We start from the raw sequence: 25,182 nt of genomic DNA on the forward strand, positions 1-25,182 counted from the left end.
CGGTGCAGCGGGCACGGTCGAGGATGTCTCGAGCCGAGGCATCCGCCTCATGATCGCCGATGACGAGCACCTCATTCGGGGTGCGCTCGTCGCCCTGCTGAACCTCGAGCCCGACATCGAGGTCGTCGCGACCGCCGACAACGGCGCCGCCGCCGTCGATGAGGCGATCGCGGCGCGACCCGACGTGTGCCTGCTCGACCTCGAGATGCCCGAGGCCGACGGGCTCGAGGCGGCCGCGCGCATCCTCGCGACGGTGTCGACCCGGGTCGTGATCGTCACCCGGCACGCCCGCCCGGGGGTGTTGCGGCGGGCGCTCGCGACGAAGGTGTCGGGGTTCGTGCCGAAGTCGACGCCGGCCGAAGAGCTCGCACATGTCATCCGAGACGTCGCCGCCGGCCGCCGCTACATCGACCCCGAGATCGCTGCCGCCGCCCTGACCGCGGAGCGCTGCCCGCTCACCGACCGCGAGCTCGACGCGCTGCGGTTCAGCCGGTCGACGATGAGCGTGCAGCAGATCGCCGACCGCCTGCACCTCGCGCAGGGCACGGTGCGCAACTACCTCTCGTCGGCGATGACGAAGCTCGACGCCACGTCGCGCCACGAGGCCGCCGAGAAGGCCTGGCAGCAGGGGTGGATCTGAGCGGCGCTTCAGCGCCGCCGCATCGCCGGCGCCTGCAGGGGAGCCGCCTCGGCATGCGGCACCGACAGGCCCTGCACCGGGCTCGGGTTCTGGATGCCCACCGCGGAGACCACCGCGCCGATGAGCATGCCCATCGCTGCCGCAGCCACGAGCTGGTGGAAGCTGGCGAGGTCGATCACGGCCGAACCGCCGAGTGAGCCGGCCAGCGCTACGGCGATGAGGCCCGCCACCCGGGAGACGGCGTTGTTCGTCGCCGAGGCGATGCCCGAGTGCGTCGACTCGACGGCACCGAGGATGGTCGCGGTCAGCGGCGCCACGGTGATCGCGAGGCCCAGGCCGAAGAGCAGCACGGCGGGCAGCACCTGCGTGAGGTAGTCGGCCTCCTCGGTGATGCGGAGCATCAGCGCGAAGCCCGTGCCGGCGACCAACGGTCCGACGGTCATCATCAGGCGGGGGCCGAGCCTCCCGCTCAGCCGGCCGAAGAACGCCGACAGCGCGATGAGCACGATGCTCGACGGCACCATCGCGAAGCCCGCGAGCGTGGCGCTGTAGCCGGCACCCTGCTGTAGGAAGACCGCGAGCGCGAACGTGCCGATCGAGAGTCCGCCGTAGACGAAGAAGGTGGCGACGTTGCCCACCGAGAAGTTGCGTGCACGGAAGATGCCGAGCGGCAGCATCGGCTGCGGTGCTCGTCGTTCCCAGAGCACGAATGCGACGAAGCTCACGAGACCGAGTGCGAGTGCGCCGACGATGATCGGCGAGCCCCAGCCGAACCGAGGCTGCTCGATCAGGGCGAAGACGGGCAGGCCGAGGCCTGCGATGCCGAGCAGGGCGCCGATGACATCGACGCGGGTACCGGCTGCGCGTGGGGCGTCGGGAGCAAGACCGCGCATGAGGATGAGCGTGACCGCGATCGGCAGCACGTTGATCCCGAAGACCCATCGCCACGACAGCCAGTCGACGAGCAGTCCGCCGAGCACGGGGCCGGCGATGCTGGCGACGCTCGTGAATGCCGTCCACGTGCCGATCGCCCGCGCCTTGGTGCCGTCGGCGAACGCGTCGAGGATGAGCGCGAGCGAACTGGGCACGAGCAGCGCACCGGCCACACCCTGCAGGGCGCGTGCCGCGATGAGCAGTTCGGCGCTCGGAGCGAGTGCGCACGCGAGCGAGGCGAAGCCGAAGCCGATGAGCCCGGCGAGCAGCACGCGCTTGCGACCGAACACATCGGAGAGCGACCCGGCGAGCAGGATGATTGAGCCGAGCGTGAGCAGGTACGCGTCGACGATCCACTGCTGCGATGCGAGGCCGCCGCCGAGCTCCTCGCTGATCGCCGGAAGGGCGACGTGCACGACGCTGCCATCGAGGAAGGCGATGAAGCTCGCGAGTATCGCGACACTCAGCACGGTTCGCTGCTGTCGCGTCATCCAGGTGGCCATGCGATCCCGCTTCCCGCGCCGGTGCCCTGTGCGGCGTGTGCCGCAGCGGAGTCGGTGCTGCTCGTGTGTACGCAGTGTCGTCCGGGACCGGTTCCGCCCGGCGACGTCACGAGGTGCGCGTACCTTAGCTACGACCGCGCGCGGCCGCGCGGTGTGACAGGGTCCTGCAGGGATGCGGCCTAACGATGCACGTGCGACGGCTCCCCGGTGATGCCCGAGATGTCCTTCTCCGTCACGTGCAGCAGCCGCTCGGCGAGATCGCGCAGCGCGCGGGCGACCGCGAGCTCCTCGCCGATCGCGGGCACGTTCGGGTCGAACGGGTTGCGATCGGCCTTGCCGACGCCGGTCACCTCCCGCCCCGCGGGCGTGCGCACCGTGGCCTCAGCCATCGTGGTGTTCTCTTCTTCGTCGATGTCGACGGTGACGCTCCACTGCTTCGTCGCATCCATGGAACTCACCACCTTCCGGTCCGGTTCCACCTTTCAGGCTAGCGACGTGCGGCCCGCGCGGCGAGGGGAGGTCGCGTCAGCCCACCGGCGCGGGCACAGGGTTCGCGGCGCGTTGCGAGATGCCCTCGGTGATGCCGCGGATGACGAGCCACGCGAGCGGTGCGGCCGCCAGCAGGAGCACCTCGGCGGCCAGGTTCACCCACATCGCGACGCGGAGGGTCTCGAGGTCCTCGGCACCCAGGTAGATGCGGGTCGCCTGCGTGGACACGAAGTTGCTGACGACCCAGAGCAGCCACCAGGCGATCTGCCACGAGGGGCGCGTTCGTCCGACCGCTCGCCAGAGGTCGGAGATGTTCTGGTACGGGAACCAGAGGCAGATGATGGGCACGAACCAGGCTCCCGCTTGCCAGCCCGGTACGCGCCGCGTCAGCCCTCGCACCTGCTTGGCCACTCGGTACTGCCAGATGACCCAGAGCACGCCGGCCGTGAGGAGGAAGACCGGCCCCGCGATGCTGACCACGGCGGTCGCCAGGTCGTACACGTCGAACCGGTCGAGGTTCGCGTCGTCGCCGCCGAGGAAGTCGGTGACCGCGACGATGCCGAAGACCTCGACGCCGATCGTGACGATGCACATGACGGCGCTCACGACCAGGAGCACCTGGACGGCCACCGCGAGCCTGGCGATGGCGTTGGTCGCCGCCGGCCCCGGATCGGCCAGGTAGATCGGCTGCGGCTGCGCGTGCGGCTGCGCCGCCTGCGGTTGCGCCGGACCCCACTGTGCGCCGTCCCACCACCGCAGCTCCGACGATCCGTCGGGCGCCGGGTACCACCCGGCAGGAGGGGAGGTGGGGGTGTGGGTCATCGCTGGCTCCCTCGGAGATCGTCGTCGATTCGGGTGCGATCCGGACAGTTCTCTCCGCAGGATCGGATGCAACTCTAGCGACCCGTCTGAGGTACCTCAGACGCTTCTGAGGCACGGCCCGCGCGATGCGCCCGCGAAGATACGGCACCCGCCCGATACGACCCGCCTACCTCAGCGACGAATCTGATCTCAGGCGGTCGGAACCCGGCCGCGAAGCATCCGAAAGGGATCGGAACCATGGACCTCGCAGCCGGCTTCATCGCCACCACCCTCGGCCGCAACGACGCCGAGTTCGCCACCGGAGCCAACGAGCGCCGCCGCACCGCAGGCGAGCGCCGCGCCATCGAGCGCGCCGATCGCGCGTCGCGCGTCGGCCGCCTGCACCGGCTCGCGCACCGCCTGCACCTGCACCCCGCGCACTGAGCGGGCATCCGGTTCACGGCATCGAACCGGATGCCGCGGGCCCGCCGTTATCCGAACCGGATGCGGCGCCGCCGGCCGCACTCGAACCGGATGCTGCACCCCCACCGGGATTCGAACCCGGCCGCGCCTCGTGCAGCAGCCGGAACTCGTGCCGCCGCAGCAGCTTCAGCAACCACGAGGCGGGCGGGCCGAAGGCGCGGCGCCCCGCCCCGGTCTCGAACGGCTCGATGCCGTCGACCTCGTACTCCCGGCCCTTCCAGACGACGGTCGCCCGGCCCGCGGCCACGATGTTGCGGTACCAATTCACCTCGGGTCCATAGGTGAGCTCGGCGACGAATCCCTCGGGCGCCCGCGCGAGGATGACCGGCGTCTCGAAGACCTTGCCGCTCTTGCGCCCGGTGTGCCGGATGAGCGCGAACGGCCCGCCGCCGCGTCGCGCCGCCCGCAGCGTCAGCGGGTTGAGCGTGCGCTGCAGCACTTTCAGGAATCCGTGCTTGAACCGCCCCATCGCCATGCTTCGTTTCTATCGAGATCACACGCCCGTGTGGACCCCGCCCCGACGCGAGGCGCCGACGCGCATCGACACCCGTCGGCCGAATGTCGGAGGCCCCGTCTAACGTCGTGATCTTCGGCTGAGCCCGGAGTCACTTCAGGAGACGACCATGGGGTTCGACTCTTCCCGCGCCATTCCGACGGCGCACCCGGCGGTCGCGCAGGATCTGCCCGCACCGACGGCCGCACTGCCCATGCCCGCACGACCCACCTCGACGGCGGCCGCCGCGATCGAGCTCGTCGCGTCCAAGACCCGCGCGGCCGAGGCTGCCCGCCGCCGTCTCGACCAGGCGAAGTTCACCACCGACGTCAAAGACCTCGAGCTGCGCCTCGCGATCATCGACGACCGCTTCGAACGGCTCGCCACCCGGCCTGAGGACCTCTACGACGACTGGCGTCGCGACACCGTCGGCCGCATCCGCGCGCTCGCCCAGCAGGCGCGTCGCCTCGAGGAGTCCGGTGCACTCGAGCCGCACCTCCGCGACCGCGTCGCCGCGCTGCTGCTCACCCTGCGACACCGCCTCGGCGCGCTCGATGCGCGGCGCACGGCGCTCCACCCTCACGGTCGTCGTGGGCGGTGACGGTGAGCGTGCTGTCGGCTGTCGGCTGTCGGCTGTCGGCGTCGGCTGCCGGCTCCCGGGAGGCAAGTTCGCTCTTTGGGGGCCGACCACAATTCCACATGACCACAGGGTGGGCGACCACAATTCCACAATTCCACACGGTTCGCGGAGGGATCCTCCTGCCGGGTGGTTTCGATACGCGTCAGACTGCGTCGGGCGCTCCTCAACCGACCGGTGCGGCGAGCACCCCGTCGGGGTCGCGCACCTCGACGCGTGGCCGCCCGTCGGCGAGCGACCCCATCGTCTCGGGCAGCGCGCTGAAGATCTTGCGCGAGCCCGCGGCCACCCGCGTCACCGCGGTGAAGTCGAGCACGAGGCATCCGTGATCGCCGACCAGGGGAGCGAGCCGGGTCAGCACCTCCTCGGCCTCACTGAACAGGATCTCCCCGCGCAGCACCGCGACCGTCTCACCGCCGTCGGCGTCATCCCGCGTGAGCGACGCGATCGGCGACAGCGGCGCACCGTGGTGCTGCAGCATGTGCAGTCCGTGCCGCTGCGACAGCAGTTCGAGGGTCGCGACGCCGCGCACGCTGTTGCCCCGCGCGTCGAGGCGCGGGCTGAACGTGCCGATGCCGAACTGTCCGGGCTGCACCGCAGCGATGCCGCCGCCCACGCCGCTCTTCGCGGGCAGGCCCACACGCACCATCCAATCGCCCGACTCGTCGTACATGCCGCAGCTCGTCATGACCGCGGTGGTCCAGCGCGCGGCATCCTCGCTGATGACGCGCTCGCGCGTGACCGGATTCACCCCGCCCGTCGCGAACGTCGCCGCCATGATCGCGAGGTCGCGGGCGTTCACGCTGATCGAGCACTGCCTGAAGTACGCGAGCGTCGCCACGTCGACGGCCGACCCCAGGGTGCCGGCCGAGCGGGTGAGGTACGCGAGCGCGCGGTTGCGATCGCCCGTGGATGCCTCGGACGAGTACACGTCCTCGTCGACGCGCAGGTCGCGGCCGGCGAAGCGCTCGATGCCCGCGCGCACCGCGTCGAACTTCGCGTCGGCGGTGTCGCCCGCCATGAGCGAGGTCATCACGATCGCGCCGGCGTTGATCATCGGGTTGCGGGGGCGGCCGGATGCCTCGTCGAGACTGATCGCGTTGAACGGTTCGCCGCTCGGCTCGAGGTCGACGTGCTTCGTCACCTCCGCGAGACCGAGCGCGTCGACGGCCAGCGCGAACACGAACGGCTTCGACACCGACTGGATCGTGAACTCCGCCTCGACGTCGCCCGCCTCGTGCACGATGCCGTGCGTGCTCGCGAGTGCGGCGCCGAGCCGGTCGGGGTCGACCTTCGCGAGCTCGGGAATGTAGTCGGCGACCGCTCCGTCGGTGCGATCTCGCACATCGTCGAGCACCGATTCGAGTGCGTGTCGTACCGGATCCCCCAACGCGGCAGCCATGCGGTCAGCCTACGACCGACCTCGGCCGGTTGAGTAGCGCCGGCGCGGAGCGACGACGCGTATCGAAACCAGGGGAACAACCCGCCGCGCCTCGCGTTGCATCCACCATGACCACTCTCGGAATCATCGGAGCAGGACACATCGGCAGCCAGGTCGCCCGCGCGGCCGTCAAGCACGGGTACTCGGTGGTGATCGCGAACTCGCGCGGCCCCGAGACGCTCGAGGGCCTCATCGACGAGCTCGGCCCCTCGGCCCGCGCCGCCACCGCCCCCGAAGCCGCGGCCGCCGCCGACATCGCCGTCGTCACGGTGCCGTTCAAGGCGTACGGGTCGATCCCGGTCGAGCCGCTCGCGGGCAAGATCGTCATCGACACCGACAACTACTACTGGGAGCGCGACGGCCACGTGCCTGCCCTCGACGAGGGCCGCGACACCGTCACCGGCATGCTGCAGAAGCACCTGCCCACGAGCCACGTCGCCAAGGGCTTCAACCACATCACCGCCGCCGACATCACGACCGACGGACGTCCCGCCGGCGACCCGGCCCGCCGCGCGCTCGCGACGGCGAGCGACCACGAGGATGCCGCGGCCTTCGTCACCTCGCTCTACGACGAGTTCGGATTCGACACCGTGAACGTCGGCCCGCTCGACGACAGCTGGCGCGTCGAGCGCGACCAGCCGGCCTACGAGTCGGGCGCACAGACCCGCGACGAGCTCGTCGCCAACCTCGCGAAGGCCGAACGCCGCACGGCCGGTTGAGTAGCGTCGGCGCGAAGCGACGACGCGTATCGAAACCACCAGCTCGGGGTTTCGATACGCGTGCTCCTTCGTCGCGCGCGACTCACCCGGCGAAATTCGCCGTAAAGATCCGATCGAATTACTGACCTCCGGTCAGCAGAACGCTGGGGTCGCCCGAGTTTGCGGGCGGCATCCGCCACCCCGTTGCTTAAACATCGGATGACTACTACGCTCGCGACCGGGCGGCAGTGTCGCCGCCCCGAGTGACGACCGCTGGAGTGACGTAGACGATGACCGCGCCGACCGCCCTGACCGACCGACGAACACCGACACCATCGAGCGCACGGCGCACCCGCCGACGTTCCCTCGCCCTCATCGCCGCACTCGGCGTTGCGCTCGCCGGACTCGCGCCCGCGGGCCTTGCCAGCGCCGCCGAGGGCGACGACCTCGACATCCGCTTCGGCGGTTCGCTCGTCGGCACGACCGCCTACACGACCACCGAGGGCGAGCAGATGCGCGGCGTCGTGCGACGCATCGCCGGCGGCGAGGAGCAGCTCGCCGCGGGCGGCGTGCGCCTGCACGGCGCAACGGAGGGGATCCGCTTCGAGGCGGCCGACTTCTCGTTCGGCGGCGCGACGCCGACGCCCGGCTTCGTCGCCGAGGTCGAGTTCACCCCGACCGGTGCGCAGTCCGACATGGCGACGATCCTCTCGGCCGCGGGCAACCTCTACGTGCGCACGCAGGGCGGCAAGCTCGTCTACGGCTTCGACTCGTACGACGGCTCGAGCTGGTCGAGCCACCGCGGCGAGGCACCCGTGCCGGCTGCGGGCGTCGCCCACCAGCTCTCGGTGCAGTACGTCACCTCCGACGACGGCGCCGTGCTGCACACCTGGCTCGACGGCGTCGAGCTGCAGACCCTCGCGTCCGACGCGGGCGTCGGCGTGCAGTCGGCCTCGACCAACGCCTTCGGCTTCGGCAACGAGGTGCACCCCGCCGGCGCCGGCCGCGGCATCGTCGGCGACCTCGGTCGCGTACGCGTCGTCGGCGACGTCGCCGCCTACGACCCCGAGCTCTTCGAGTTCCAGCCGGCCCCGATCACGACGACACTCCTCGACGTCGGCTTCGACGGCGGGGCGGATGCCGCGGCGTACACGCCCGCGGCCGGTGAGCGCCTCGACGGTGCCGTCGCGCTGCGCAGCACCGCGACCGTGTCGGGCGGCGACCTGCAGCTCGGCGGCGGCAACCAGGCGGCCGACTTCACCGCGTCCGAGAACCTGTTCACCGCGGCATCCCTCGACCGCGCCTTCGTGATCGAGACCGAGTTCACCGCCACAGGCGCGCAGTCCGACCTCGCGACCCTCGCCGCCGTCGGCGGCAACCTCAGCGCCCGCTACCGCAGCGACGGCCTGCAGTACGGGTTCAGTGCGAACGTCGGCGGCACCTGGCACGACTACATGGGCAAGGTCGCCCTGCCGGCCGCGGGCACGGCGCACGTGCTCTCGCTCGCCTACCTTCCCGGCGCGACCGAGACGAAGGTCGTCGCCTGGCTCGACGGCAAGGAACTGCCCGAGATCACCGCCCCCGCACCGTCGACTCGCAACACGAAGGTCACCCAGACCCTCGCGATCGGCAACGAGGTGCCCGCGATCGGCAACCGCGGCTTCAAGGGAACCGTCGAACGCACCCGGTTCGCGCTGCTGAACGGGGAGTTCGAGAACGCCGCGTTCCGCTACCAGGAGCTCGACGTGCCGATGCCGTGCCTGCCGCTCGGCGACGTATCGCCCGCGAACTACATCCAGGTGACGAGCGCCGACTGCCCGGCCAATGTGCTCGCGAAGGCGTCGCTCGTGCGGCCTACCGAGCAGCAGCTCGACTGGCAGGAGCTCGGCCTCACCGCCTTCGTGCACTTCGGCATCAACACCTTCTACAACCAGGAGTGGGGTCACGGCACCGAGGACCTCTCGAAGTTCCAGCCGACGGGCGAGCTCGACGTCGACGCGTGGGTGAAGTCGCTGCGCGACAGCGGGCACCGCATGGCGATCCTGACGCTCAAGCACCACGACGGATTCCTGCTCTACCCGTCGCGCTACTCGACCTTCGACGTCGCCTCGACGCCGTGGAAGGACGGCAAGGGCGACATCGTGCGCGACTTCACGACCGCGGCGCACAAATACGGGCTGAAGGTCGGTCTCTACATGTCGCCCGCCGACTCGCACGAGGAGCAGTTCGGCGTCTTCGGCAACGGCAGCGCGAAGACCCCGCGCACGATCCCGACCCTCGTCGAGGGCGATGACCGTGCCGGCAAGGACCTGCCGACGTTCGAGTACTCGGCGACCGACTACGGCGCGTTCTTCCTCAACACGCTCTACGAGGTGCTCACCCAGTACGGGCAGGTCGACGAGGTCTGGTTCGACGGCGCCGCCGGCAACACCGGCAAGCAGGAGTTCTACGACTATCCCGCGTTCTACGACCTCATCGGCAAGCTGCAGCCGAACGCCGTCGTCGCGGTCGGCGGGCGCGACGTGCGCTGGGTCGGCAACGAGGCGGGCTCGGCCCGGCAGGACGAGTGGGCACCGGTGCCGATCAGCGACGCCGGCGACGGCGGCAAGATCGGCGTCGTCGGCGGCGGAACCTTCGAGCAGGTCGGTTCGGCAGCGATGCTGCAGACCGCGGTCGCGAGCGGCGCGAATGCGCTGCACTGGTGGCCGACCGAGTCGGACATGAAGCTCACGCAGGGCTGGTTCGCGCACCCGACCGACACCCCGAAGACCCCGTCGGCACTGCTGGGCCACTACCTCGGCACGACCGGTCGCAACTCGGTCATGCTGCTCAACACGCCGCCCACGACGACCGGCACGTTCGCACCGGCGTCGGTCGCGGCCCTCGACGGGTTCGCCGCCGAGCGGCGCAAGGCGTTCTCCCTCGACCACGCGCTCGGCGTGCCGGTCGCGGTCGGCGCCGATGCCGAGGCATCCGCGGCCCTGACCGACGGCAACCGCCGCTCGTCGTGGGTGAGCGCGAGCGCCGAGCCGGGCGACGTTGTGATCGACCTGGGGTCGGCGAAGCCGATCCGCCGCATCGAGCTCGGCGAGGGCGTCATGGACCACGGGCAGGTCGTCGAGAAGTTCTCGATCGACGCCGAGGTCGACGGCAAGTGGGTCGAGGTCGCCAAGGCCGGAACGATCGGCGTGAGCCGCATCGTCACCCTGTCGCAGACGGTCACGGCGCAGCGGTTCCGCGTGTCGGTCGACCAGGCGCGCGCGCCGTGGTCGCTCGCGACGCTCGCGCTCTACGAGCAGCTCGCCGACGACCCGGGCAAGCGCACCGAGGTCTACCTCGACTGCGCCGCGCCTGCCGCGGGCGACGGAAGCGTCGACCGGCCGTTCACGTCGCTCGAGCAGTTCCGCACCGCGGAGCTCGCCACGGGCGCGCAGGTGAACGTCATGTCGGGCAGCGAGTGCGCCGACTCGTCGACGCCGTTCTGGGGCTACGGCACCGCTGACAAGCCGATCGTGGTGTCGGTCTACGGCGGCGACGTCGAGCCGACCTTCGGCGAGCGCTCGATGGAGGACGTGTTCGGCGGCCTCACCGCCCAGGGCTGGCGCGTCGACGTGCCGAACCCGATCGAGCCCGGCTCGGAGGCGGTGACGCTCACCGTGTGCCGCGCCGCCATGGGCGAGGAGGTCGAGGTCTCGGTCGCCGGGTTCGCCCGCGGCGCGGAGGTCGCCCTCGCGCTCGCACCGAAGACGCCCAAGGGCTCGTCGAGCGCCCTCGGCTCGGTCGTCGCCGGCGCCGACGGCACGGCGTCGACCACGCTGACGCTGCCCGATACGCATCCCGGCCTCCGCATCGTGACGGCAACCGTCGGGGATGCCGCGGCCGAGGCCCGGCTCGTCGTGACGCCGTCCGCGGCGTCGAAGGCGGCCGGCGACGGGTGCGAAGTGGAGTCGGAGTGAGTGCCCCCGCTGGTTGAGTAGCGCCGGCGCGAAGCGACGGTGCGTGTCGAACCCCCGTTGCCCGACTTTCGAGTTCGGGTCACGGGGTTTCGATACGCGTGCTCCTTCGTCGCTCGCTCCTCAACCGGCGGAGGGGTACGCGTGCTCCTTCGTCGCTCGCTACTCAACCGGCGGAGGGGTACGCGTGCTCCTTCGTCGCTCGCTACTCAACCGGCGGAGTGCCCCAGCGGTCAGAGGGGAGTGGAGCTCGCGATCGCGCGCTCGAGGGCCGGCTTGTCGAAGAGCTCGAGGCGCGTCGCCGACTCGATGTGCACCCGTGTGCGCAGCAGCTTCGAGGCGATCGCCTCGAGCGCGTACGCCTCGCCGCTGCCCCGGTGCAGCGCGGTCGTGACGAGCAGCTCGACCGGAGGCCGCGGGGGAGTCCACGGAGCGTCGTCGTCGGGGTCGTCGTCGCCGGCCTCGTCCTCGTCGGCGTCGCGGTCGTCGCCCACGTGCAGGACGCGGATGTCGACCGCCTCGCGCTTCGCGAACACCCGGATGAGTTCGTCGCGTCGCAGCGCGAGGCGGTCGGCGACAGGCAGTTCGTCGAACGTGACCCGTCCATCGACCCGCACGATCGACCCGCGCCGTTCGGCGTACTCGGCGATCGCGTCGGCGATGACGTAGGTCTTCGTGCTGTCGAGCAAGTACGCGAGATCGGTGATCGCCCGGTGGGTGCCGTCGTCGACCCTGATGGTTCGTGTCGCCATGTTCCCTCCTTGCTGTGATCGCCGTTCGGTTCAGCCGACGATCTACTTCCTAGACGGTGTGGAGATGTGGATTTGTGTCCTGCCGCCCTGTGGACATGTGGAACTGTGCACAGGGCCTGCGGAGGGATACTCCCACCGCGAACGCTGCCGCGACGGAGAGGCGGCGACGAGTTGGGTGCAGGCATCCACGTGGCGGCTGTGGAGGACAGGTGAGCGCGACCGGCCGTTCGGGTGTGGACGACTCGCCGGGGAGTGCTCCCCATCGAGCGGGTCACCGGCGACCAGTAGCATCGGGTGGCGGTGCCGCTCCGGTGCCGAATCACCGTGCGCGATACCACGGGCACGCCGACCCCTTGCACGGAATCCCCTTGGAGGACTCGTGACGTTCGATCCGTCCGCGCCGGTGCCGCCGGTACCCCAGCCGCCGGCGCAGCCGCCCGTGCAGGTACAAGCCCCTGCACCGCAGGCACCCGTGCCGCAGTCCGAGCGCCCGAAGGGCTTCGCCGGTGCGCTGACGGCGGCGATCATCGTGTCGGCGCTGCCCGTCATCGTGATCCCGGCGATCATGATCTGGATGTTCGTCTCGATCGCCCAGCTGCCGTCGACGACCGACGACCCGTACGCCGGCGCCTGGACCGACGACCCGTACGCCGAAGATCCGCTCGCCGAAGACCCCGCCGCCGCGGGCGATCTGCCGATCGACCTGCCGTGGGATCTCGAGGTCGACGGCGCTGCGTACATCGCGCTCGCCTCGAGCTTCCCCGCCGACGACGCCTGGACGGCCGACGCCTCCGACGGCGGCAACTCGATGACCTACCAGAACGCCGCCACCGGCTGCTCGGTCTGGTACACGAACGGCAGCGACGGCTCCGACCTCACAGGCGACGACGACCGCACCGCGAGCCTCGCGCTCATCGACTCGACGTTCGGCACGACGGTCGACCCGGCGAACGCCTACGACGTCGCGCTCATCGCGGGCGACGGTGTCGACACCGGCGTGGCCGACGCCGTCGCGATCGACCTCGAGGGCGACCGCTACTACACGGTCATCGCTCGCAGCATCACCGACCTCGGCGAAGCCGTGATCGTCTCCGTCGACTGCGACGCCGCCGAGAAGCTGCCCGACGCCGTCGCCGCCGCCACCGACCTCTTGACCGTCGGCCTCGTGCCGGCCGACACCGTGGAGTGACCGAGATGTTCCTCACCGAAACCCAGACGAACCCGAGCGACGTCCTCTCCGTGCTCGGCCCGGTCTTCGCCTTCTACGGCTTCTTCTTCCTCTACGCGGTCGCGCAGTACGTGCTCATGGGCATCTTCCTGTCGAAGGTCTTCGTGAAGACGGGCAACGAGGGATGGCCGGCGTGGGTGCCGATCTACAACTCGTGGCGCATCCTCGAGATCGCCGGCTACCAGGGCTGGATCGCCCTGCTCTCGCTCGTGCCGTTCGCGAACATCGTCGCGCTCGTCTACCTGATCATGGCCGTCAACCGCCTCAACAAGGGCTTCGGACGCTCCGCCGGCTGGACCGTGCTGTACGTCTTCCTGCCACTCATCTGGGGTGCGCTCATCGGTTACGGCCGCACCGAGCCGTGGCGTGGTCCGAGCGCCTGGATGCTGCAGCCCGAGTACCCCGGATACCCGCAGCCGGCCGGTCAGCCGTATCCGCCGCAGGCGACGCCGTACCCGCCGCAAGCCTCGCCATACTCGCCGCAGGCCACCCCGTACGCGCCGCAGGCAGCCGCGCCGTACTCCACGGCCGCGGCGACCCCTCCGGTCCCGCCCACCCCGCCCCAGCCCACCGACCCGAACCCAGGAGCCTGACCCATGACCCAGCTCATCCTCTCCGGCAACGACCAGCAGACCGTGCCCGTCGTCATCGAGATCTCGCGCGGCCTCGGCTACGAGGCGACCCAGCCGAACCCCGGCAGCATCAAGCTCGAGCGCGGCGACTTCTCGAAGACGATGCTGCTCGGTGCGATGGCGGGCAAGAACTTCCACATCTCGTTCACCTTCGACATCGGCGTCGACCAGTACGGCAACACCTGGCTGCGCTTCGACGAGGCCACCGGACTCGGCGCCGTCAAGGGCGGCGCGATCGGCTACTCGAAGACGAAGAAGGCGTACGCCGAATACCTCGCCGCCCTGCGGCAGCAGACGAGCGAACGCGGCATCCTGCTCGGCGAGCAGTAGCGGTCCGCGCCGCCGTCACGGGAAAACGTGAGAGCGCTCCCTGCCCTTTTCTCCATCGATGTGACAAACTCGGAGGAGGCGGGTCGTATCGTTGCGACTCGAGGGAGGGCGTGAGATGGCACAGGCTCCGACGACCACGCTCTCCGAACGGGTATCGTCGGCGCAGCCGCAGGCATCCGGCGCCCAAGCCCGCCGGGGCACGAACCTGCCGCGCATGGGTGACTTCAACCGCTCGGTCATCTTCGACGCGATCCGTCGCGCGCCCGAGGGGCGCAGCCGGGTCGAGCTCGTCGAGATGACGGGGCTCTCGACCCAGACGGTGAGCAACATCGCGCGGCGCCTGCTCGACGACGAACTCATCGTCGAGGCGGGCAAGGCGAGCGCCGCGGGGCTCGGCAAGCCGCGCACGATCCTGCGGCTGAATCCCGAGGGGCACTACGCCGCGGGCGTGCACATCGACCCCGCCGTCATCACGTTCGTGCTGCTCGACCTCACCGGGCAGGTCGTCGCGCACAACCGGTTGAAGACCCCGACGGCGGCCGATCCCGACCACGTGATGGCCCGCATCCACGACCGCTTCGAGCAGCTCGTCGCCGAGTCCGGCGTCGCCCGCGAGAAGATCGTCGGCCTCGGGCTCGCCGCACCGGGCCCGATCGACCAGGAGCGCGGCATCATCGTCGATCCGCCGAACCTGCACGGCTGGCACCGGGTTCCGCTGCGCGACGCGCTCGAGGCGTCGACGGGGCTGCCCGTGCTCGTCGACAAAGACGTGACCGCCGCCGCCGTCGCCGAGACCTGGGTCGGCGGCGAGACCGGCACCGGTTCGTTCGTCTTCTTCTACATCGGCACGGGCATCGGCGCCGGACTCGTGCTCGGCGACGAGCTCATGCGCGGCGTCTCGGGCAACGCGGGCGAGATCGGGCACATCGTCACCGACCCCGACGGTCCGCCGTGCGGGTGCGGCCAGCGCGGCTGCATCGCCGTCACCATCACGCCGCAGTCGATGGTCGACGAGGCCGAGGCGACCGGCGTGCTCGCCCCAGCACCGCACGAGACGCCCCGCGAGATCGACGCGCAGTTCGACCTGCTCTGCGAGGCGGCTTCGAACGGGGATGCCGCGGCCGGCGCCATCCTCGACCGCGCCGCCGATCGCACCGCGCGCGCGGTCGCCGCGCTCACGAACCTGCTCGACGTCGACCGCGTCGTCTTCGGTGGACCGTTCTGGGCACGCCTCGAGGCGAGGTACCTCGAGCGCATCCCGCGACTGCTCGACGAGTACAGCGCGACGTCGGCGGTGCGCGGGCTCGGCGTCGCGGGCACGGGCGTGGGTGACGACGTCGCCGCCGTGGGTGCCGCGAGCCTCGTGCTCGAGCGCAGCTTCACCCCCTCGGCGACGCGCCTGCTGCTCGACTGAGTCGCAGCGCAGTGACGACAACCCATCCGCTGGTTGAGGAGCGCCGACGCGGAGCGGCGACGCGTCTCGAAACCCACTCCGCAGGTTGAGTAGCGCCGACGCGGAGCGGCGACGCGTCTCGAAACCCACTCCGCAGGTTGAGTAGCGCCGGCGCGCAGCGGCGACGCGTATCGAAACCGGGTCAGCCGCTCTCGAGACGGGGTCACCCGGTTTCGATACGCGTCCGACTTCGTCGGGCGCTACTCAACCAGCAGGGGCGGTGCGTCCGACCCAGAACCGGAGACTCGACTTCGAATTCCCTCTTGCCGACTAACTCCATTCGATTTACTATGTCGGATGTGGGGAACGCGAACGCCCCGCGGAGCGCGGTTCGGGGGAGCCGGCGGTCTCCACGGGGCGTGTCGCATTCCCACGCCCAGAAGAGTCCCGAAGCCCCAGCGGGTCAGCACCACGCGCACCACCGACCTGTTCGCCCGATCGCATTCGCAGCACTCGAGCAAAGGAGCACGAGACCATGCACCGCACCCGCGCCACACTCGCCTTCGCGACGGTCGCCGCCGCGACCGTCGCCCTCGTCGGTTGCAGCGCCGACTCCGGCGGCGGCGACGACAAGACGATCAAGGTCGTCTACCAGAAGACCGACGCGTTCGTCGCGCTCGACGACCTGTTCAAGAAGGTGAAGCCCGAGTTCGAGAAGGCCAACCCGGGCATCACGGTCTCGCTCGAGCCGATCGTCGCCGACGAGGCCGACTACGGCACGAAGCTCGCGCTCATGCAGCAGAGCCCCGACACCGCACCCGACGTCTTCTACGAAGACACGTTCAAGGTGCGCAGCGACGTCGACGCCGGCTACCTGCTGAACCTCGACGAGTACCTCGCCGACTGGAGCGACTGGTCGCAGTTCAACGAGGGTGCGAAAGAGGCGGGCCGCGCCGACGACGGCAGCATCTACGCGGTGCCGCTCGGCACCGACACCCGCGGCATCTGGTACTCGAAGTCGGTGCTCGAAGCGGCCGGCGTGCCGCTCCCGTGGGAGCCGAAGTCGTGGGAGGAGATCCTCGACACGGCACGCGAGGTGCACCAGGCCTCGCCCGACAAGGTCGCGTTCAACGTGTACTCGGGCAAGCCGGCGGGCGAGGGCTCGGTCATGCAAGGCTTCGGCATGCTCATGTACGGCACCGACGACGTGCTCTACGACACCGACGAGAAGAAGTGGGTCACGGGCTCGCAGGGCTTCGTCGACTCGCTCGAGTTCATCGAGACGCTCTACTCCGAGGGGCTCGCGCCCGCGCCCGACGTCGCGCTCGACGGCTCGATGTGGCAGAAGCTGTTCGGCGAGTGGTTCCCGAACGGGCAGATCGGCGGCACGATCGAAGGTTCCTGGTCGCCGTCGTTCTGGATGGAGGGCGGCCAGTACGAGTGGCCCGAGTACGTCGACGACATCGGCGTCGCGGCCTTCCCGACGCAGACCGGTCAAGGCCCGGGTGCGGTGAGCCTCTCGGGCGGCTGGACCCTCGCGGTCGGCGCCGACAGCGGCAACCCAGACGCGGCCTTCGACTTCCTCTCGATGGCGCTCGACAAGCAGAACGCGCTCGACTACAACATCGCGAACTCGCAGATCGCGGTGCGCACCGACGTCGCCGAAGATCCGGCGTACCTCGAGGCGAACCCGTTCATCGGGTTCTTCACCGATCTGGTGACCTACACCCACTTCCGGCCGGCAACTGCCGATTACCCCCAGATCTCGGCTGAGATCCAGGCGGCCACCGAGGCCGTCATGACGGGGCAGATGACGCCGGAGGAGGCGGCCGCCGCCTATGACGAGGCGGTGGTCGGGATCGTCGGCGAAGACAACGTGACCGGCTAGGAGCATGGTCGCGGTTTCGTCGCCGCCGATCGAAGGCGGCCGGCCGACGCGGGATGACCCGAACTTCCGCGTCGGCCGGCGATCGCCCCACAGGAGACGTCGGGCTCTCATCCGCCTGCTGCCCGTCGCCCCGTCGATCGCGCTGCTCGCGCTCTTCATGGCGGGCCCCGTCATCTGGGCGTTCTACGTCTCGTTCACGAACACGGCGCTCACGGGTCGCGCGGCGCGCGAGCCGCAGTGGGTGGGGCTCGAGAACTACGTCGACCTCTTCACCGACCGAGCATTCCCGCTGTCGCTGCTGCTCACGGTCGTCTTCGTGCTCGGCTCGGCGGTCATCGGGCAGAACCTCGTCGGTCTCGCACTCGCGCTGCTCATGCTGCGGGCGAACCGCGTCGTGCGCGCGGTCGTCGGCACGACCGTCGTCGCGGCGTGGGTGCTGCCCGAGATCGTCGCCGCGTTCGCCGCGTACGCGTACTTCGCCGACGACGGCACCCTCAACCAGCTGCTCGGCGCGATCGGCATCGCGGGGCCGAACTGGCTGTTCGACTTCCCGATGCTCGCGGTCATCCTCGCGAACGTGTGGCGCGGTACCGCGTTCTCGATGCTCGTCTACGAGGCCGCGCTCAACGACGTGCCGCCCGAGATCACCGAGGCCGCGATCGTCGACGGGGCGGGCGGTGCGAAGCGCCTGTGGTGGGTGACGCTGCCGATGATCCGGCCGTCGATCGCGACGAACCTCATGCTCATCACGCTGCAGACCCTCGCCGTGTTCACCCTCATCTGGGTCATGACGAAGGGCGGACCCGGCATGGCGAGCTCGACCCTGCCGATCTTCGCCTACCAGGAGGCGTTCAAGTTCCAGCAGATCGGCTACGGCTCGGCCATCGCGGTCGTCATGATCGTCGTCGGTGCGGTCTTCTCCATCGGGTACATCCGGATGCTGCGACCGGAGCGTGACTCATGAGCACGACATCGCGGCGGATGCGCCCGTCGACGGGCTCGGGGAGCGGCCCGCTGAACCTCGCGTCGCCGCGCCGGGCCGCGGCATCCCTGGCCAGAAATCTGGCACTCGCCCTCATCGGCCTCTGCTTCGTCGTGCCGCTCGCCTGGCTCGTACTCGCCTCGATCGACACCGACCCGAGCCAGCGCACCGAGGTGCCCGAGGGGTTCACGCTCGACCACTACGCGGCCGTGCTGACGCCCGAGGGCACGCTGCTGCCGCTCTGGAACTCCACGCTGCTCTCGACGGGCACGGCGATCATCACCGTGCTGGTCGCCGTACTCGCGGCCTACCCGCTGTCGCGATACCAGTCGCGGTTCAACAAGCCCTACCTCTACGCGATCCTGTTCGGCACGTGCCTGCCGATCACCGCGATCATGGTGCCCGTGTACAGCCTGTTCGTGCGGCTCGGCTACCTCGACAACCTCGCCGCGGTGACGTTCTTCATGGCGGCGACGAGCCTGCCGATGGCGATCTGGATGATGAAGAACTTCATGGACTCGGTGCCCGTGTCGCTCGAGGAGGCCGCCTGGGTCGACGGGGCATCGGCGATGGGCACGCTCCGTCGCATCGTCGTGCCGCTCATGCGGCCGGGCATCGCGGTGGTGTTCATCTTCGTGTTCATCCAGGCGTGGGGGAACTTCTTCGTGCCGTTCATCCTGCTGCTGAGCCCGGCGAAGCAACCCGCGTCGGTGAGCATCTACAGCTTCTTCGGCCAGTACGGCACCGTCGCCTACGGCGAGCTCGCCGCCTTCTCGTTGCTGTACTCGTTGCCGGTCATCGCGCTGTACGTGCTCGTGTCGCGCGGTATCGGCGGTTCGTTCGCGCTGCAGGGCGCGGTCAAAGGATAGGGAGCCCGCATGCACGACGATTCCGCCCTGGTCGAGACCCGCATCGCGCGCTTCGTGCGCGAGCGGCTCGAACCCGCGATCTACCGGTCGCGCGTGCCCGTGCGCCTCGAGCGGTGGGAGGCGCCCGGCGAGCCGGTGCCGTTCGCCGAGGCGGTCGCGCAGGAGTTCACCCCCGTCGCGCCCGGCGACGCGTGGGGTCGCGCGTGGGGCACGACTTGGTTCCGGATGACGCTGCCGGAGCTGTCCGGTGGTCTCGATACGGCGCTGCGCGCCTACTCGACCGACCGGAGCGGTGAATCGCGGTGGGAGCTCGTCGTCGACCTCGGGTTCATCGGGGTGGCACCGGGCTTCCAGGCCGAGGCGCTCGTGTGGCGCGCCGACGGCACGATCGTGAAGGCGGTCGAGCCGCTCAACCGGGCGGTGCCGCTGGAGCTGATCCACCGCTCCGTCGGTCGAATAGGCGCGCAGCGCCGTATCGAGACCACGGGTGCTGAGGGTTTCGATACGCGTCCTCCTTCTTCGTCGGGCGCTACTCAACCGGCGGGTGCAGTGGTGTACCTCGAGGCGGCGTCGAACCCCGACATCAGCCAGAACTGGTCGTTCGCGCCCACGCCGCGCGGCGAATGGGAGACCGCGGGCGACGACCCGATCTACGCGCTCGGCGACGTCGACCTCGCCCTCCGCGACGTGACCGTGTGGGAGCTCGTGCAGGACGTCCGCGTGCTCCGCCAGCTCGAAGAGCAGCTGCCCGAATCGTCGCCGCGTCGCGCCCAGGTCGTGCGGGCCCTCGAGCGCATGATCGACGAGATGGATCCCGACGACGTCGCCGGCAGCGCGGCGCTCGGGCGCAGCATCCTCGCACCGGTGCTGGCGGCGCCCGCCTGGGCGAGCTCGCATCGCGTGCACGCGGTGGGCCACGCGCACATCGACAGCGCGTGGTTCTGGCCGACCCGCGAGACCGTGCGCAAGGTGGCGCGCACCTTCTCGAACGTCGACGCGCTCATCGAGGAGCATCCCGGTCTCGTGTTCGCCGCCTCGTCGGCCCAGCAGTACGCGTGGCTCAAGCAGCAGTACCCCGAGGTGTTCGAGCGCGTGCGGCGGCGCGTGCGCGAGGGGTCGTTCGTGCCGGTCGGCGGCATGTGGGTCGAGTCCGACACGAACCTGCCGGGCGGTGAGGCGCTCGCGCGCCAGTTCGTCGCGGGCAAGCGCTTCTTCATGGAGGAGCTCGGCGTCGAACCGCTCGAGGTGTGGCTGCCCGACTCGTTCGGCTACTCGGCGGCGCTGCCGCAGCTCGTGCGGGCGGCGGGGTCGCGCTGGTTCCTCACGCAGAAGATCTCGTGGAACGAGACGAACCGATTCCCGCACCACACGTTCCGCTGGCAGGGCATCGACGGCACCGAGGTGTTCACCCACTTCCCGCCCGTCGACACGTACAACTCCGAGCTGTCGGGCGCCGAACTCGCGCGAGCCGAGCGCCAGTACGCCGAGAAGGGCGCGGCGAACACGTCGCTCGTGCCGTTCGGCTGGGGCGACGGCGGCGGCGGGCCGACCCGCGAGATGCTCGCCGCGGCGCACCGCACGGCCGACCTCGAGGGGTCGCCGCGGGTCACGCTGTCGTCGCCGCGCCGGTTCTTCGAGACCGCCGAGGCCGAGTACCCGCACCCGCCGGTGTGGGCGGGCGAGCTCTACCTCGAGTTCCACCGCGGCACGTACACGTCGCAGGCGCGCACGAAGCGCGGCAACCGCCGCAGCGAGCACCTGCTGCGCGAGGCCGAGCTGTGGGCGGCGACGGCCGCCGTGCGCGGTGTCGCGCCGTATCCGGCCGAGCAGCTCGAGGACGCCTGGCACACCGTGCTGCTGCAGCAGTTCCACGACATCCTGCCGGGCTCGTCGATCGCCTGGGTGCACCGCGAGGCCGAGCGGCGCTACGCGCTCGTCGCCGAGGTGCTCGAGCAGGTCATCGAGCGCTCGGTGCGCGCGCTCGCGGGTTCGGGCGACCGGATGCTGCGCGTGAATGCCGGGCCCTACGAGGTGTCGGGCGTGCCGGCGCTGGGAGGTGCGTCACCGCGGGTCGAGGAGGGAGCGTCAGCGACCGTCGCGAAACCTGATACTGCGGACGAGGGGGTTTCGAGACGCTCCTCCGTCGCTCCTCAACCCGCAGTGGCGGCCCGATCCGACGACGGCGACATCACCCTGTCGAACGCGCAGCTCGAGGCGGTGCTCGACGCCGACGGGCTGCTCGTCTCGCTTCGCCACCGCGAGCCCGACGGCCGACTCGGCCGCGAAGCGATCGCCCCCGGACGCTCGGCGAAGCTCCTGCAGCTGTTCCGCGACACCCCCAACCAGTGGGACGCGTGGGACATCGATGCCCACTACGCCCGCAACGTCGTCGAGCTGCGCGAGGCGGAGTCGGTCGACGTCATCGGGTCTCGAGACGCGTCGCCGCTCCGCGACGGCGCTCCGCGACCACCGGGGGAGCGGGTCGCGGTGCGCATCGTGCGCCGGTTCGGCGCATCCCACCTCGTCGAGACGGTGTCGCTCGGCGTCGGCGATCGCGCCCTCGAGGTCGAGTTCGAGATCGACTGGCACGAGCGGCAGAAGCTGCTGAAGCTCGCGTTCCCGCTCGACGTGCACGCCGACCGGGCGACGAGCGAGATCCAGTTCGGGCACATCCACCGGCCGACGCACGCGAACACCTCGTGGGACGCGGCCCGCTTCGAGACCGTCGCCCACCGCTGGGTGCACGTCGGCGAACCCGGTTACGGCGTCGCGATCGCCAACGACGCGACCTACGGCCACGACACGCAACGGGCCTCCGACTGCTCGCGCCCGGGCGCGACCGTCACGACCGTGCGGCTGTCGCTGCTGCGCGCCCCGCGCTTCCCTGACCCCGAGGCCGACCAGGGCGCGCATCGCATGCGCGTCTCGATCGCGCCGGGCGCGGGCATTCTCGAGGCGATCGAGGAGGGCTACCGGCTCAACCTGCCGCTCCGCACGTTCACCGGGGTGGATGCCTCGGCGATCGAGCCGCTCGTCCGGGTCGAGGGTGCCGTGGTCGAGGCGGTCAAGCTCGCCGAAGACGGTTCGGGCGACGTCGTCGTGCGCGCGTACGAGGCGCATGGCGCCCGCGCGCGGGCCCGGCTCGAGGCATCCTTCGACGCGTCGATGGAATCGACCGACCTGCTGGAGCGCCCGCTCTCGGGAACCGGCGGCACCGGATCGGGCGTCGGCGTCGCGCTCGCCGCCGCAGGCCCGCGCGCGTGGGCGTTCGAGTTGCGCCCCTTCCAGGTCGTGACCCTGCGCCTCCGCCGCACCTCTTCCGCGTCGGTCGAGTAGGCGCGCAGCGCCGTATCGAGACCACGATCCGGGTCCGCCTCAGCGGGTTGAGGAGCGACGAAGGAGCGTCTCGAAACCCCTTCCGCCGTTCAGTTACTCGACCGCGCCGCTCGAGCAGGAGCATCCGACACAGACTCCCGGATGCAGGCGCGTGTGCCGGATGCTCCTCCTCAACGGACGCGCAGGCCCGCCGACCCCACTCCCGTCAGCCCCAGAACGCGGCGATGAGCTCGGCGACCTCGCGGCCCCGATCGAACCCCGCCCGTGCCGCGGCGGGCCGCAGCGCGACGTTCATCGCATTCTCGAACAGGTACGCGTCGTCGCTCGTCGGGAAGATCGTCTCGACCCGACTGCCCCCGGCCCGGAGCTCATCGACCTGGGCGGCCAGGTGCAGCCCCCACTCGAGCGGGAGCCGGGTGCGGCCGCCGAACGGCGACAGCACGAGCACCCGCTCGTGGCCGGCCGCGAGGTCGGCGTTCTCGGCGTTCGTGCGGTAGCCGCCGTCGATGTACCAGCGATCGTCGATCCGGTAGGCGAACCCGCCGGCACAGCTCGCGGCGACCGCGTCGACGAGCTCGACCCCGCTGTCGCGGTCGAAGAGCACCGTCTCGGCCGTCTCCGCGTCGACTGCCGTTAGGAGCAGCGTGCGATCCGGCCACTCGGTGCTGGGCAGCCGTGAGGCGACGGTCGCACGCCAGCGCGACTGCTGCGCGTCGTCGGCCGAGGCATCCAGTGCGAGCGCCGAAGCCCCCATCCGGCGACGCATGTCGTCGGCGTCGTGCGACGTCGCGATGATCGCGCCGGTGCGTGCCAGATGGTCGATCGGGCGCGATGCCGTCCGGCCGTCCGGGCCGGCTCCCGGACCGGGAGCGGGTCGTGTGCCGGTCCACGCGGGGCTCGCGTCGGGGCGCCGTTGCGGCGGTGCCGCCTCGATGGTCTGGGCGTACAGCTCGGCGGGTGTCGCCCCGGCGAGCTGGGCCGCGGTCGTCGATCCGGCGGAGGTGCCGATGGTCAGGTCGGGTGCGGTCACGTCGACGCCGCAGTCGGCGAGGCCGGCGAGCACGCCGATGAGCCAGGCGTTGCCGCTGGACCCGCCGCCGCCGAGCACGAGCGCTCGTGCGCCGGATGCCGGCATGCGGTCCGACGCGTCGACGGACGGGGCAGGAAGGAAGGAGGTGTTGTCGTTCATGGGAGTCGCCTTTCGCGAATCGCGGATTCAGCGCTCCCGGCGGGCGACTACCTCAGTCGCGGATCGTGGACTGCAGGGGAGCGCCCACTGATACTGCGTTCATGGGTCTCACCTCCTGCCTCGGATCACGATCACCGAGACGGTAGCACACCGCACTGCGAACCACGAGGCGTGCCCGTCAGGCTCGAGGGACGCGCCCGACCGACCTGCGCGCCCGGCGTAGGCTCGCGAGCATGACCGACCCGATTCCCGGACTCGCGCCGACCGGCACGCGCGACGTGTCCGCGGCGCTGCACGTGCCGCACCCTGATCGCCGCGCCCGCATCGCCGTGCAGGTGAAGCCGCAGCACGCGACCTACGCCGAACTCCGCGCCGCCGCCGTCGCCGCGGAAGACGCCGGCGCCGACCTCGTGCTCGGGTGGGACCACTTCTTCCCGCTCAGCGGCGATCCCGACGGTGCGCACCTCGAGGCTTGGACGCTGCTCGCGGCGTTCGCCGAGGTGACCGAGCGCGTCGAGCTCGGCGTGCTCGTCTCGTCCACCGGGTACCGCAACCCGCAACTGCTCGCCGACATGGCGCGTACCGTCGACCACATCAGCGCCCGCGACGGCATCGGTCGCGTGGTGCTCGGCATCGGTGCCGGCTGGTTCGAGCGCGACTACGACGAGTACGGTTACGAGTTCGGCACCGCGCCCGAGCGGCTGCGCCGGCTTCGCGCCGACCTGCCGCTCATCCGCGAGCGATGGGCGAAGCTCAACCCGCCTCCGACGCGGCCCATCCCGGTGCTCATCGGCGGCGCGGGCGAGCAGGTCACCCTGCGCATCGTCGCGGAGCACGCCGACATCTGGCACGGCTTCGGCGACGCCGAGACGATCGCGCACAAGCACGCGGTGCTCGACGACTGGTGCCGTCGCATCGGTCGCGACCCCGCCGCGATCGAGCGCAGCGCGGGCGTCTCGCCGAAGCCGGGCCGATTCGCCGAGGACCTCGACGACTACCCGGGCCACGCCGACGCGCTGCACGCGGTCGGCACTCGGCTGTTCACCGTCGGCCTCGAAGCCGCGACGGGCTGGGATCTCGGACCGGTGCGCGAACTCGTCGCCTGGCGCGACGAGGTGAACGCCCGGGCCATCACCTGAGCCAACCTTCCGTCTCAGTCGTCGTGCACGACCAGGCGCACCTCGATCACGTCGCCCTCGCCGATCGCCTCGGCGTCGAGCACCGCGCGCTTCAGCGGCAGCGCGTACGTGTCGCCCGACGGGAAGATCGAGGTGCGCCACGTCGTCTCGCCGACCGTGACGGTCACGGGCGCCGATCCGAATCCCCGTGGCATCCGCGGCCGATCGGCGATGTCGGCGCTCGGCTCGGGCGGAACATCGACGAAGAACCAGTTGCGCCGCGACGCCCACTCGTAGATCTCGGCCGAGAAGACGACGAGCAGGCCGGGCGGCGGTTCGGGGGCGCGCATGCCGCCAGCGTACGGCGAACGGCCGACACAGGCGCCGATCGCGC

At 70.7% G+C, this 25,182-nt stretch carries 22 protein-coding genes; 14 read left to right on the top strand and 8 right to left on the bottom strand.

Annotation, left to right across the window (positions count from 1 at the left end; genetic code table 11):
• Positions 1-49: 49 nt before the first annotated feature.
• On the top strand, positions 50-640 hold the full coding sequence (locus MUN74_RS12240; RefSeq protein WP_244856440.1) for a response regulator transcription factor: 591 nt from the start codon (positions 50-52) through the stop codon (positions 638-640).
• Positions 641-648: 8 nt separating this feature from the next.
• On the opposite strand, the gene MUN74_RS12245 is transcribed toward MUN74_RS12240, so the two are convergent.
• From MUN74_RS12245 to MUN74_RS12255, 3 genes are all read right to left on the bottom strand, one after another.
• Positions 649-2,076: a DHA2 family efflux MFS transporter permease subunit gene (locus MUN74_RS12245; protein WP_244852513.1), complete on the bottom strand. Its 1,428-nt coding sequence runs from the start codon at positions 2,074-2,076 to the stop codon at positions 649-651.
• A gap of 179 nt (positions 2,077-2,255) precedes the next feature.
• Entirely contained in the window at positions 2,256-2,525 is a 270-nt protein-coding gene (locus MUN74_RS12250) for a DUF1876 domain-containing protein (RefSeq protein WP_244852515.1), read from the bottom strand.
• Positions 2,526-2,601: 76 nt separating this feature from the next.
• Entirely contained in the window at positions 2,602-3,387 is a 786-nt protein-coding gene (locus tag MUN74_RS12255; protein ID WP_244852517.1) for a DUF4328 domain-containing protein, read from the bottom strand.
• A 237-nt stretch (positions 3,388-3,624) separates the two neighbouring features.
• Here MUN74_RS12255 and MUN74_RS12260 point away from each other — a divergent pair, with 237 nt between their 5' ends.
• Positions 3,625-3,810, top strand: a complete 186-nt coding sequence (locus MUN74_RS12260) for a hypothetical protein (RefSeq protein ID WP_244852519.1) — start codon at positions 3,625-3,627, stop codon at positions 3,808-3,810.
• A gap of 13 nt (positions 3,811-3,823) precedes the next feature.
• On the opposite strand, the gene MUN74_RS12265 is transcribed toward MUN74_RS12260, so the two are convergent.
• Positions 3,824-4,324, bottom strand: coding sequence for a nitroreductase family deazaflavin-dependent oxidoreductase (locus tag MUN74_RS12265; RefSeq protein WP_244852520.1), 501 nt, complete (start codon positions 4,322-4,324; stop codon positions 3,824-3,826).
• 148 nt (positions 4,325-4,472) lie between these two features.
• On the opposite strand from MUN74_RS12265, the gene MUN74_RS12270 reads away from it, so the two are divergent.
• A complete protein-coding gene (locus MUN74_RS12270) occupies positions 4,473-4,943 on the top strand; it encodes a hypothetical protein (protein ID WP_244852521.1) in 471 nt (156 codons plus the stop codon).
• A gap of 202 nt (positions 4,944-5,145) precedes the next feature.
• On the opposite strand, the gene glsA is transcribed toward MUN74_RS12270, so the two are convergent.
• Complete coding sequence (gene glsA, locus MUN74_RS12275; protein WP_244852522.1) at positions 5,146-6,381, bottom strand: glutaminase A; 1,236 nt, start codon at positions 6,379-6,381, stop codon at positions 5,146-5,148.
• Positions 6,382-6,488: 107 nt separating this feature from the next.
• Between glsA and MUN74_RS12280 the strand changes: the two genes are divergently transcribed.
• Both MUN74_RS12280 and MUN74_RS12285 read left to right on the top strand, forming a co-directional pair.
• Positions 6,489-7,139: an NADPH-dependent F420 reductase gene (locus MUN74_RS12280; RefSeq protein WP_244852524.1), complete on the top strand. Its 651-nt coding sequence runs from the start codon at positions 6,489-6,491 to the stop codon at positions 7,137-7,139.
• 269 nt (positions 7,140-7,408) lie between these two features.
• Positions 7,409-11,074 carry an alpha-L-fucosidase gene (locus tag MUN74_RS12285; protein WP_244852525.1) on the top strand — a complete coding sequence of 1,222 codons (3,666 nt, stop codon included), beginning with the start codon at positions 7,409-7,411 and terminating at the stop codon, positions 11,072-11,074.
• Between the two features lie 230 nt (positions 11,075-11,304).
• On the opposite strand, the gene MUN74_RS12290 is transcribed toward MUN74_RS12285, so the two are convergent.
• Positions 11,305-11,823: a hypothetical protein gene (locus tag MUN74_RS12290; RefSeq protein ID WP_244852527.1), complete on the bottom strand. Its 519-nt coding sequence runs from the start codon at positions 11,821-11,823 to the stop codon at positions 11,305-11,307.
• 379 nt (positions 11,824-12,202) lie between these two features.
• Here MUN74_RS12290 and MUN74_RS12295 point away from each other — a divergent pair, with 379 nt between their 5' ends.
• From MUN74_RS12295 to MUN74_RS12330, 8 genes are all read left to right on the top strand, one after another.
• Entirely contained in the window at positions 12,203-13,012 is an 810-nt protein-coding gene (locus MUN74_RS12295) for a hypothetical protein (RefSeq protein ID WP_244852529.1), read from the top strand.
• 5 nt (positions 13,013-13,017) lie between these two features.
• Positions 13,018-13,644: a DUF5684 domain-containing protein gene (locus MUN74_RS12300; RefSeq protein ID WP_244852531.1), complete on the top strand. Its 627-nt coding sequence runs from the start codon at positions 13,018-13,020 to the stop codon at positions 13,642-13,644.
• Positions 13,645-13,647: 3 nt separating this feature from the next.
• Positions 13,648-14,013: a hypothetical protein gene (locus MUN74_RS12305; RefSeq protein WP_244852532.1), complete on the top strand. Its 366-nt coding sequence runs from the start codon at positions 13,648-13,650 to the stop codon at positions 14,011-14,013.
• A gap of 214 nt (positions 14,014-14,227) precedes the next feature.
• The gene (locus tag MUN74_RS12310) at positions 14,228-15,427 is read left to right on the top strand and encodes an ROK family transcriptional regulator (RefSeq protein WP_244856441.1); all 1,200 of its coding nucleotides are present in this window, start codon (positions 14,228-14,230) and stop codon (positions 15,425-15,427) included.
• Positions 15,428-15,941: 514 nt separating this feature from the next.
• Positions 15,942-17,294 carry an extracellular solute-binding protein gene (locus MUN74_RS12315; RefSeq protein WP_244852534.1) on the top strand — a complete coding sequence of 451 codons (1,353 nt, stop codon included), beginning with the start codon at positions 15,942-15,944 and terminating at the stop codon, positions 17,292-17,294.
• A 4-nt stretch (positions 17,295-17,298) separates the two neighbouring features.
• Complete coding sequence (locus MUN74_RS12320; RefSeq protein ID WP_370647292.1) at positions 17,299-18,258, top strand: carbohydrate ABC transporter permease; 960 nt, start codon at positions 17,299-17,301, stop codon at positions 18,256-18,258.
• Positions 18,255-19,145 carry a carbohydrate ABC transporter permease gene (locus MUN74_RS12325; RefSeq protein WP_244852536.1) on the top strand — a complete coding sequence of 297 codons (891 nt, stop codon included), beginning with the start codon at positions 18,255-18,257 and terminating at the stop codon, positions 19,143-19,145. Before MUN74_RS12320 ends, MUN74_RS12325 begins: the two co-directional genes overlap by 4 nt.
• Before the next feature lie 9 nt (positions 19,146-19,154).
• Positions 19,155-22,481: an alpha-mannosidase gene (locus MUN74_RS12330; protein WP_244852538.1), complete on the top strand. Its 3,327-nt coding sequence runs from the start codon at positions 19,155-19,157 to the stop codon at positions 22,479-22,481.
• Positions 22,482-22,686: 205 nt separating this feature from the next.
• Here the strand turns inward: MUN74_RS12330 and MUN74_RS12335 are convergent, their stop codons facing one another.
• Positions 22,687-23,670, bottom strand: a complete 984-nt coding sequence (locus MUN74_RS12335; RefSeq protein ID WP_370647293.1) for a patatin-like phospholipase family protein — start codon at positions 23,668-23,670, stop codon at positions 22,687-22,689.
• Positions 23,671-23,903: 233 nt separating this feature from the next.
• Between MUN74_RS12335 and MUN74_RS12340 the strand changes: the two genes are divergently transcribed.
• Positions 23,904-24,809 carry an LLM class F420-dependent oxidoreductase gene (locus MUN74_RS12340; RefSeq protein WP_244852540.1) on the top strand — a complete coding sequence of 302 codons (906 nt, stop codon included), beginning with the start codon at positions 23,904-23,906 and terminating at the stop codon, positions 24,807-24,809.
• Positions 24,810-24,823: 14 nt separating this feature from the next.
• On the opposite strand, the gene MUN74_RS12345 is transcribed toward MUN74_RS12340, so the two are convergent.
• Entirely contained in the window at positions 24,824-25,138 is a 315-nt protein-coding gene (locus MUN74_RS12345; protein WP_244852542.1) for a DUF1905 domain-containing protein, read from the bottom strand.
• Positions 25,139-25,182: the final 44 nt, after the last annotated feature.

It is taken from the genome of Agromyces sp. H17E-10 (assembly GCF_022919715.1).
In the GTDB taxonomy this organism is placed as follows: Bacteria; Actinomycetota; Actinomycetes; order Actinomycetales; family Microbacteriaceae; genus Agromyces.

What these genes read in the sequence shown, in the direction of transcription:
- MUN74_RS12340 (WP_244852540.1), top strand. Translation starts at nt 23,904, where the DNA reads ATGACCGACCCGATTCCCGGACTCGCGCCGACCGGCACGCGCGACGTG.
- MUN74_RS12250 (WP_244852515.1), bottom strand. Translation starts at nt 2,525, where the DNA reads ATGGATGCGACGAAGCAGTGGAGCGTCACCGTCGACATCGACGAAGAA.
- MUN74_RS12290 (WP_244852527.1), bottom strand. Translation starts at nt 11,823, where the DNA reads ATGGCGACACGAACCATCAGGGTCGACGACGGCACCCACCGGGCGATC.
- glsA (WP_244852522.1), bottom strand. Translation starts at nt 6,381, where the DNA reads ATGGCTGCCGCGTTGGGGGATCCGGTACGACACGCACTCGAATCGGTG.
- MUN74_RS12345 (WP_244852542.1), bottom strand. Translation starts at nt 25,138, where the DNA reads ATGCGCGCCCCCGAACCGCCGCCCGGCCTGCTCGTCGTCTTCTCGGCC.
- MUN74_RS12240 (WP_244856440.1), top strand. Translation starts at nt 50, where the DNA reads ATGATCGCCGATGACGAGCACCTCATTCGGGGTGCGCTCGTCGCCCTG.
- MUN74_RS12330 (WP_244852538.1), top strand. Translation starts at nt 19,155, where the DNA reads ATGCACGACGATTCCGCCCTGGTCGAGACCCGCATCGCGCGCTTCGTG.
- MUN74_RS12270 (WP_244852521.1), top strand. Translation starts at nt 4,473, where the DNA reads ATGGGGTTCGACTCTTCCCGCGCCATTCCGACGGCGCACCCGGCGGTC.
- MUN74_RS12335 (WP_370647293.1), bottom strand. Translation starts at nt 23,670, where the DNA reads ATGAACGACAACACCTCCTTCCTTCCTGCCCCGTCCGTCGACGCGTCG.
- MUN74_RS12255 (WP_244852517.1), bottom strand. Translation starts at nt 3,387, where the DNA reads ATGACCCACACCCCCACCTCCCCTCCTGCCGGGTGGTACCCGGCGCCC.
- MUN74_RS12325 (WP_244852536.1), top strand. Translation starts at nt 18,255, where the DNA reads ATGAGCACGACATCGCGGCGGATGCGCCCGTCGACGGGCTCGGGGAGC.
- MUN74_RS12310 (WP_244856441.1), top strand. Translation starts at nt 14,228, where the DNA reads ATGGGTGACTTCAACCGCTCGGTCATCTTCGACGCGATCCGTCGCGCG.
- MUN74_RS12245 (WP_244852513.1), bottom strand. Translation starts at nt 2,076, where the DNA reads ATGGCCACCTGGATGACGCGACAGCAGCGAACCGTGCTGAGTGTCGCG.
- MUN74_RS12305 (WP_244852532.1), top strand. Translation starts at nt 13,648, where the DNA reads ATGACCCAGCTCATCCTCTCCGGCAACGACCAGCAGACCGTGCCCGTC.
- MUN74_RS12260 (WP_244852519.1), top strand. Translation starts at nt 3,625, where the DNA reads ATGGACCTCGCAGCCGGCTTCATCGCCACCACCCTCGGCCGCAACGAC.
- MUN74_RS12265 (WP_244852520.1), bottom strand. Translation starts at nt 4,324, where the DNA reads ATGGCGATGGGGCGGTTCAAGCACGGATTCCTGAAAGTGCTGCAGCGC.
- MUN74_RS12320 (WP_370647292.1), top strand. Translation starts at nt 17,299, where the DNA reads ATGGTCGCGGTTTCGTCGCCGCCGATCGAAGGCGGCCGGCCGACGCGG.
- MUN74_RS12285 (WP_244852525.1), top strand. Translation starts at nt 7,409, where the DNA reads ATGACCGCGCCGACCGCCCTGACCGACCGACGAACACCGACACCATCG.
- MUN74_RS12300 (WP_244852531.1), top strand. Translation starts at nt 13,018, where the DNA reads ATGTTCCTCACCGAAACCCAGACGAACCCGAGCGACGTCCTCTCCGTG.
- MUN74_RS12280 (WP_244852524.1), top strand. Translation starts at nt 6,489, where the DNA reads ATGACCACTCTCGGAATCATCGGAGCAGGACACATCGGCAGCCAGGTC.
- MUN74_RS12315 (WP_244852534.1), top strand. Translation starts at nt 15,942, where the DNA reads ATGCACCGCACCCGCGCCACACTCGCCTTCGCGACGGTCGCCGCCGCG.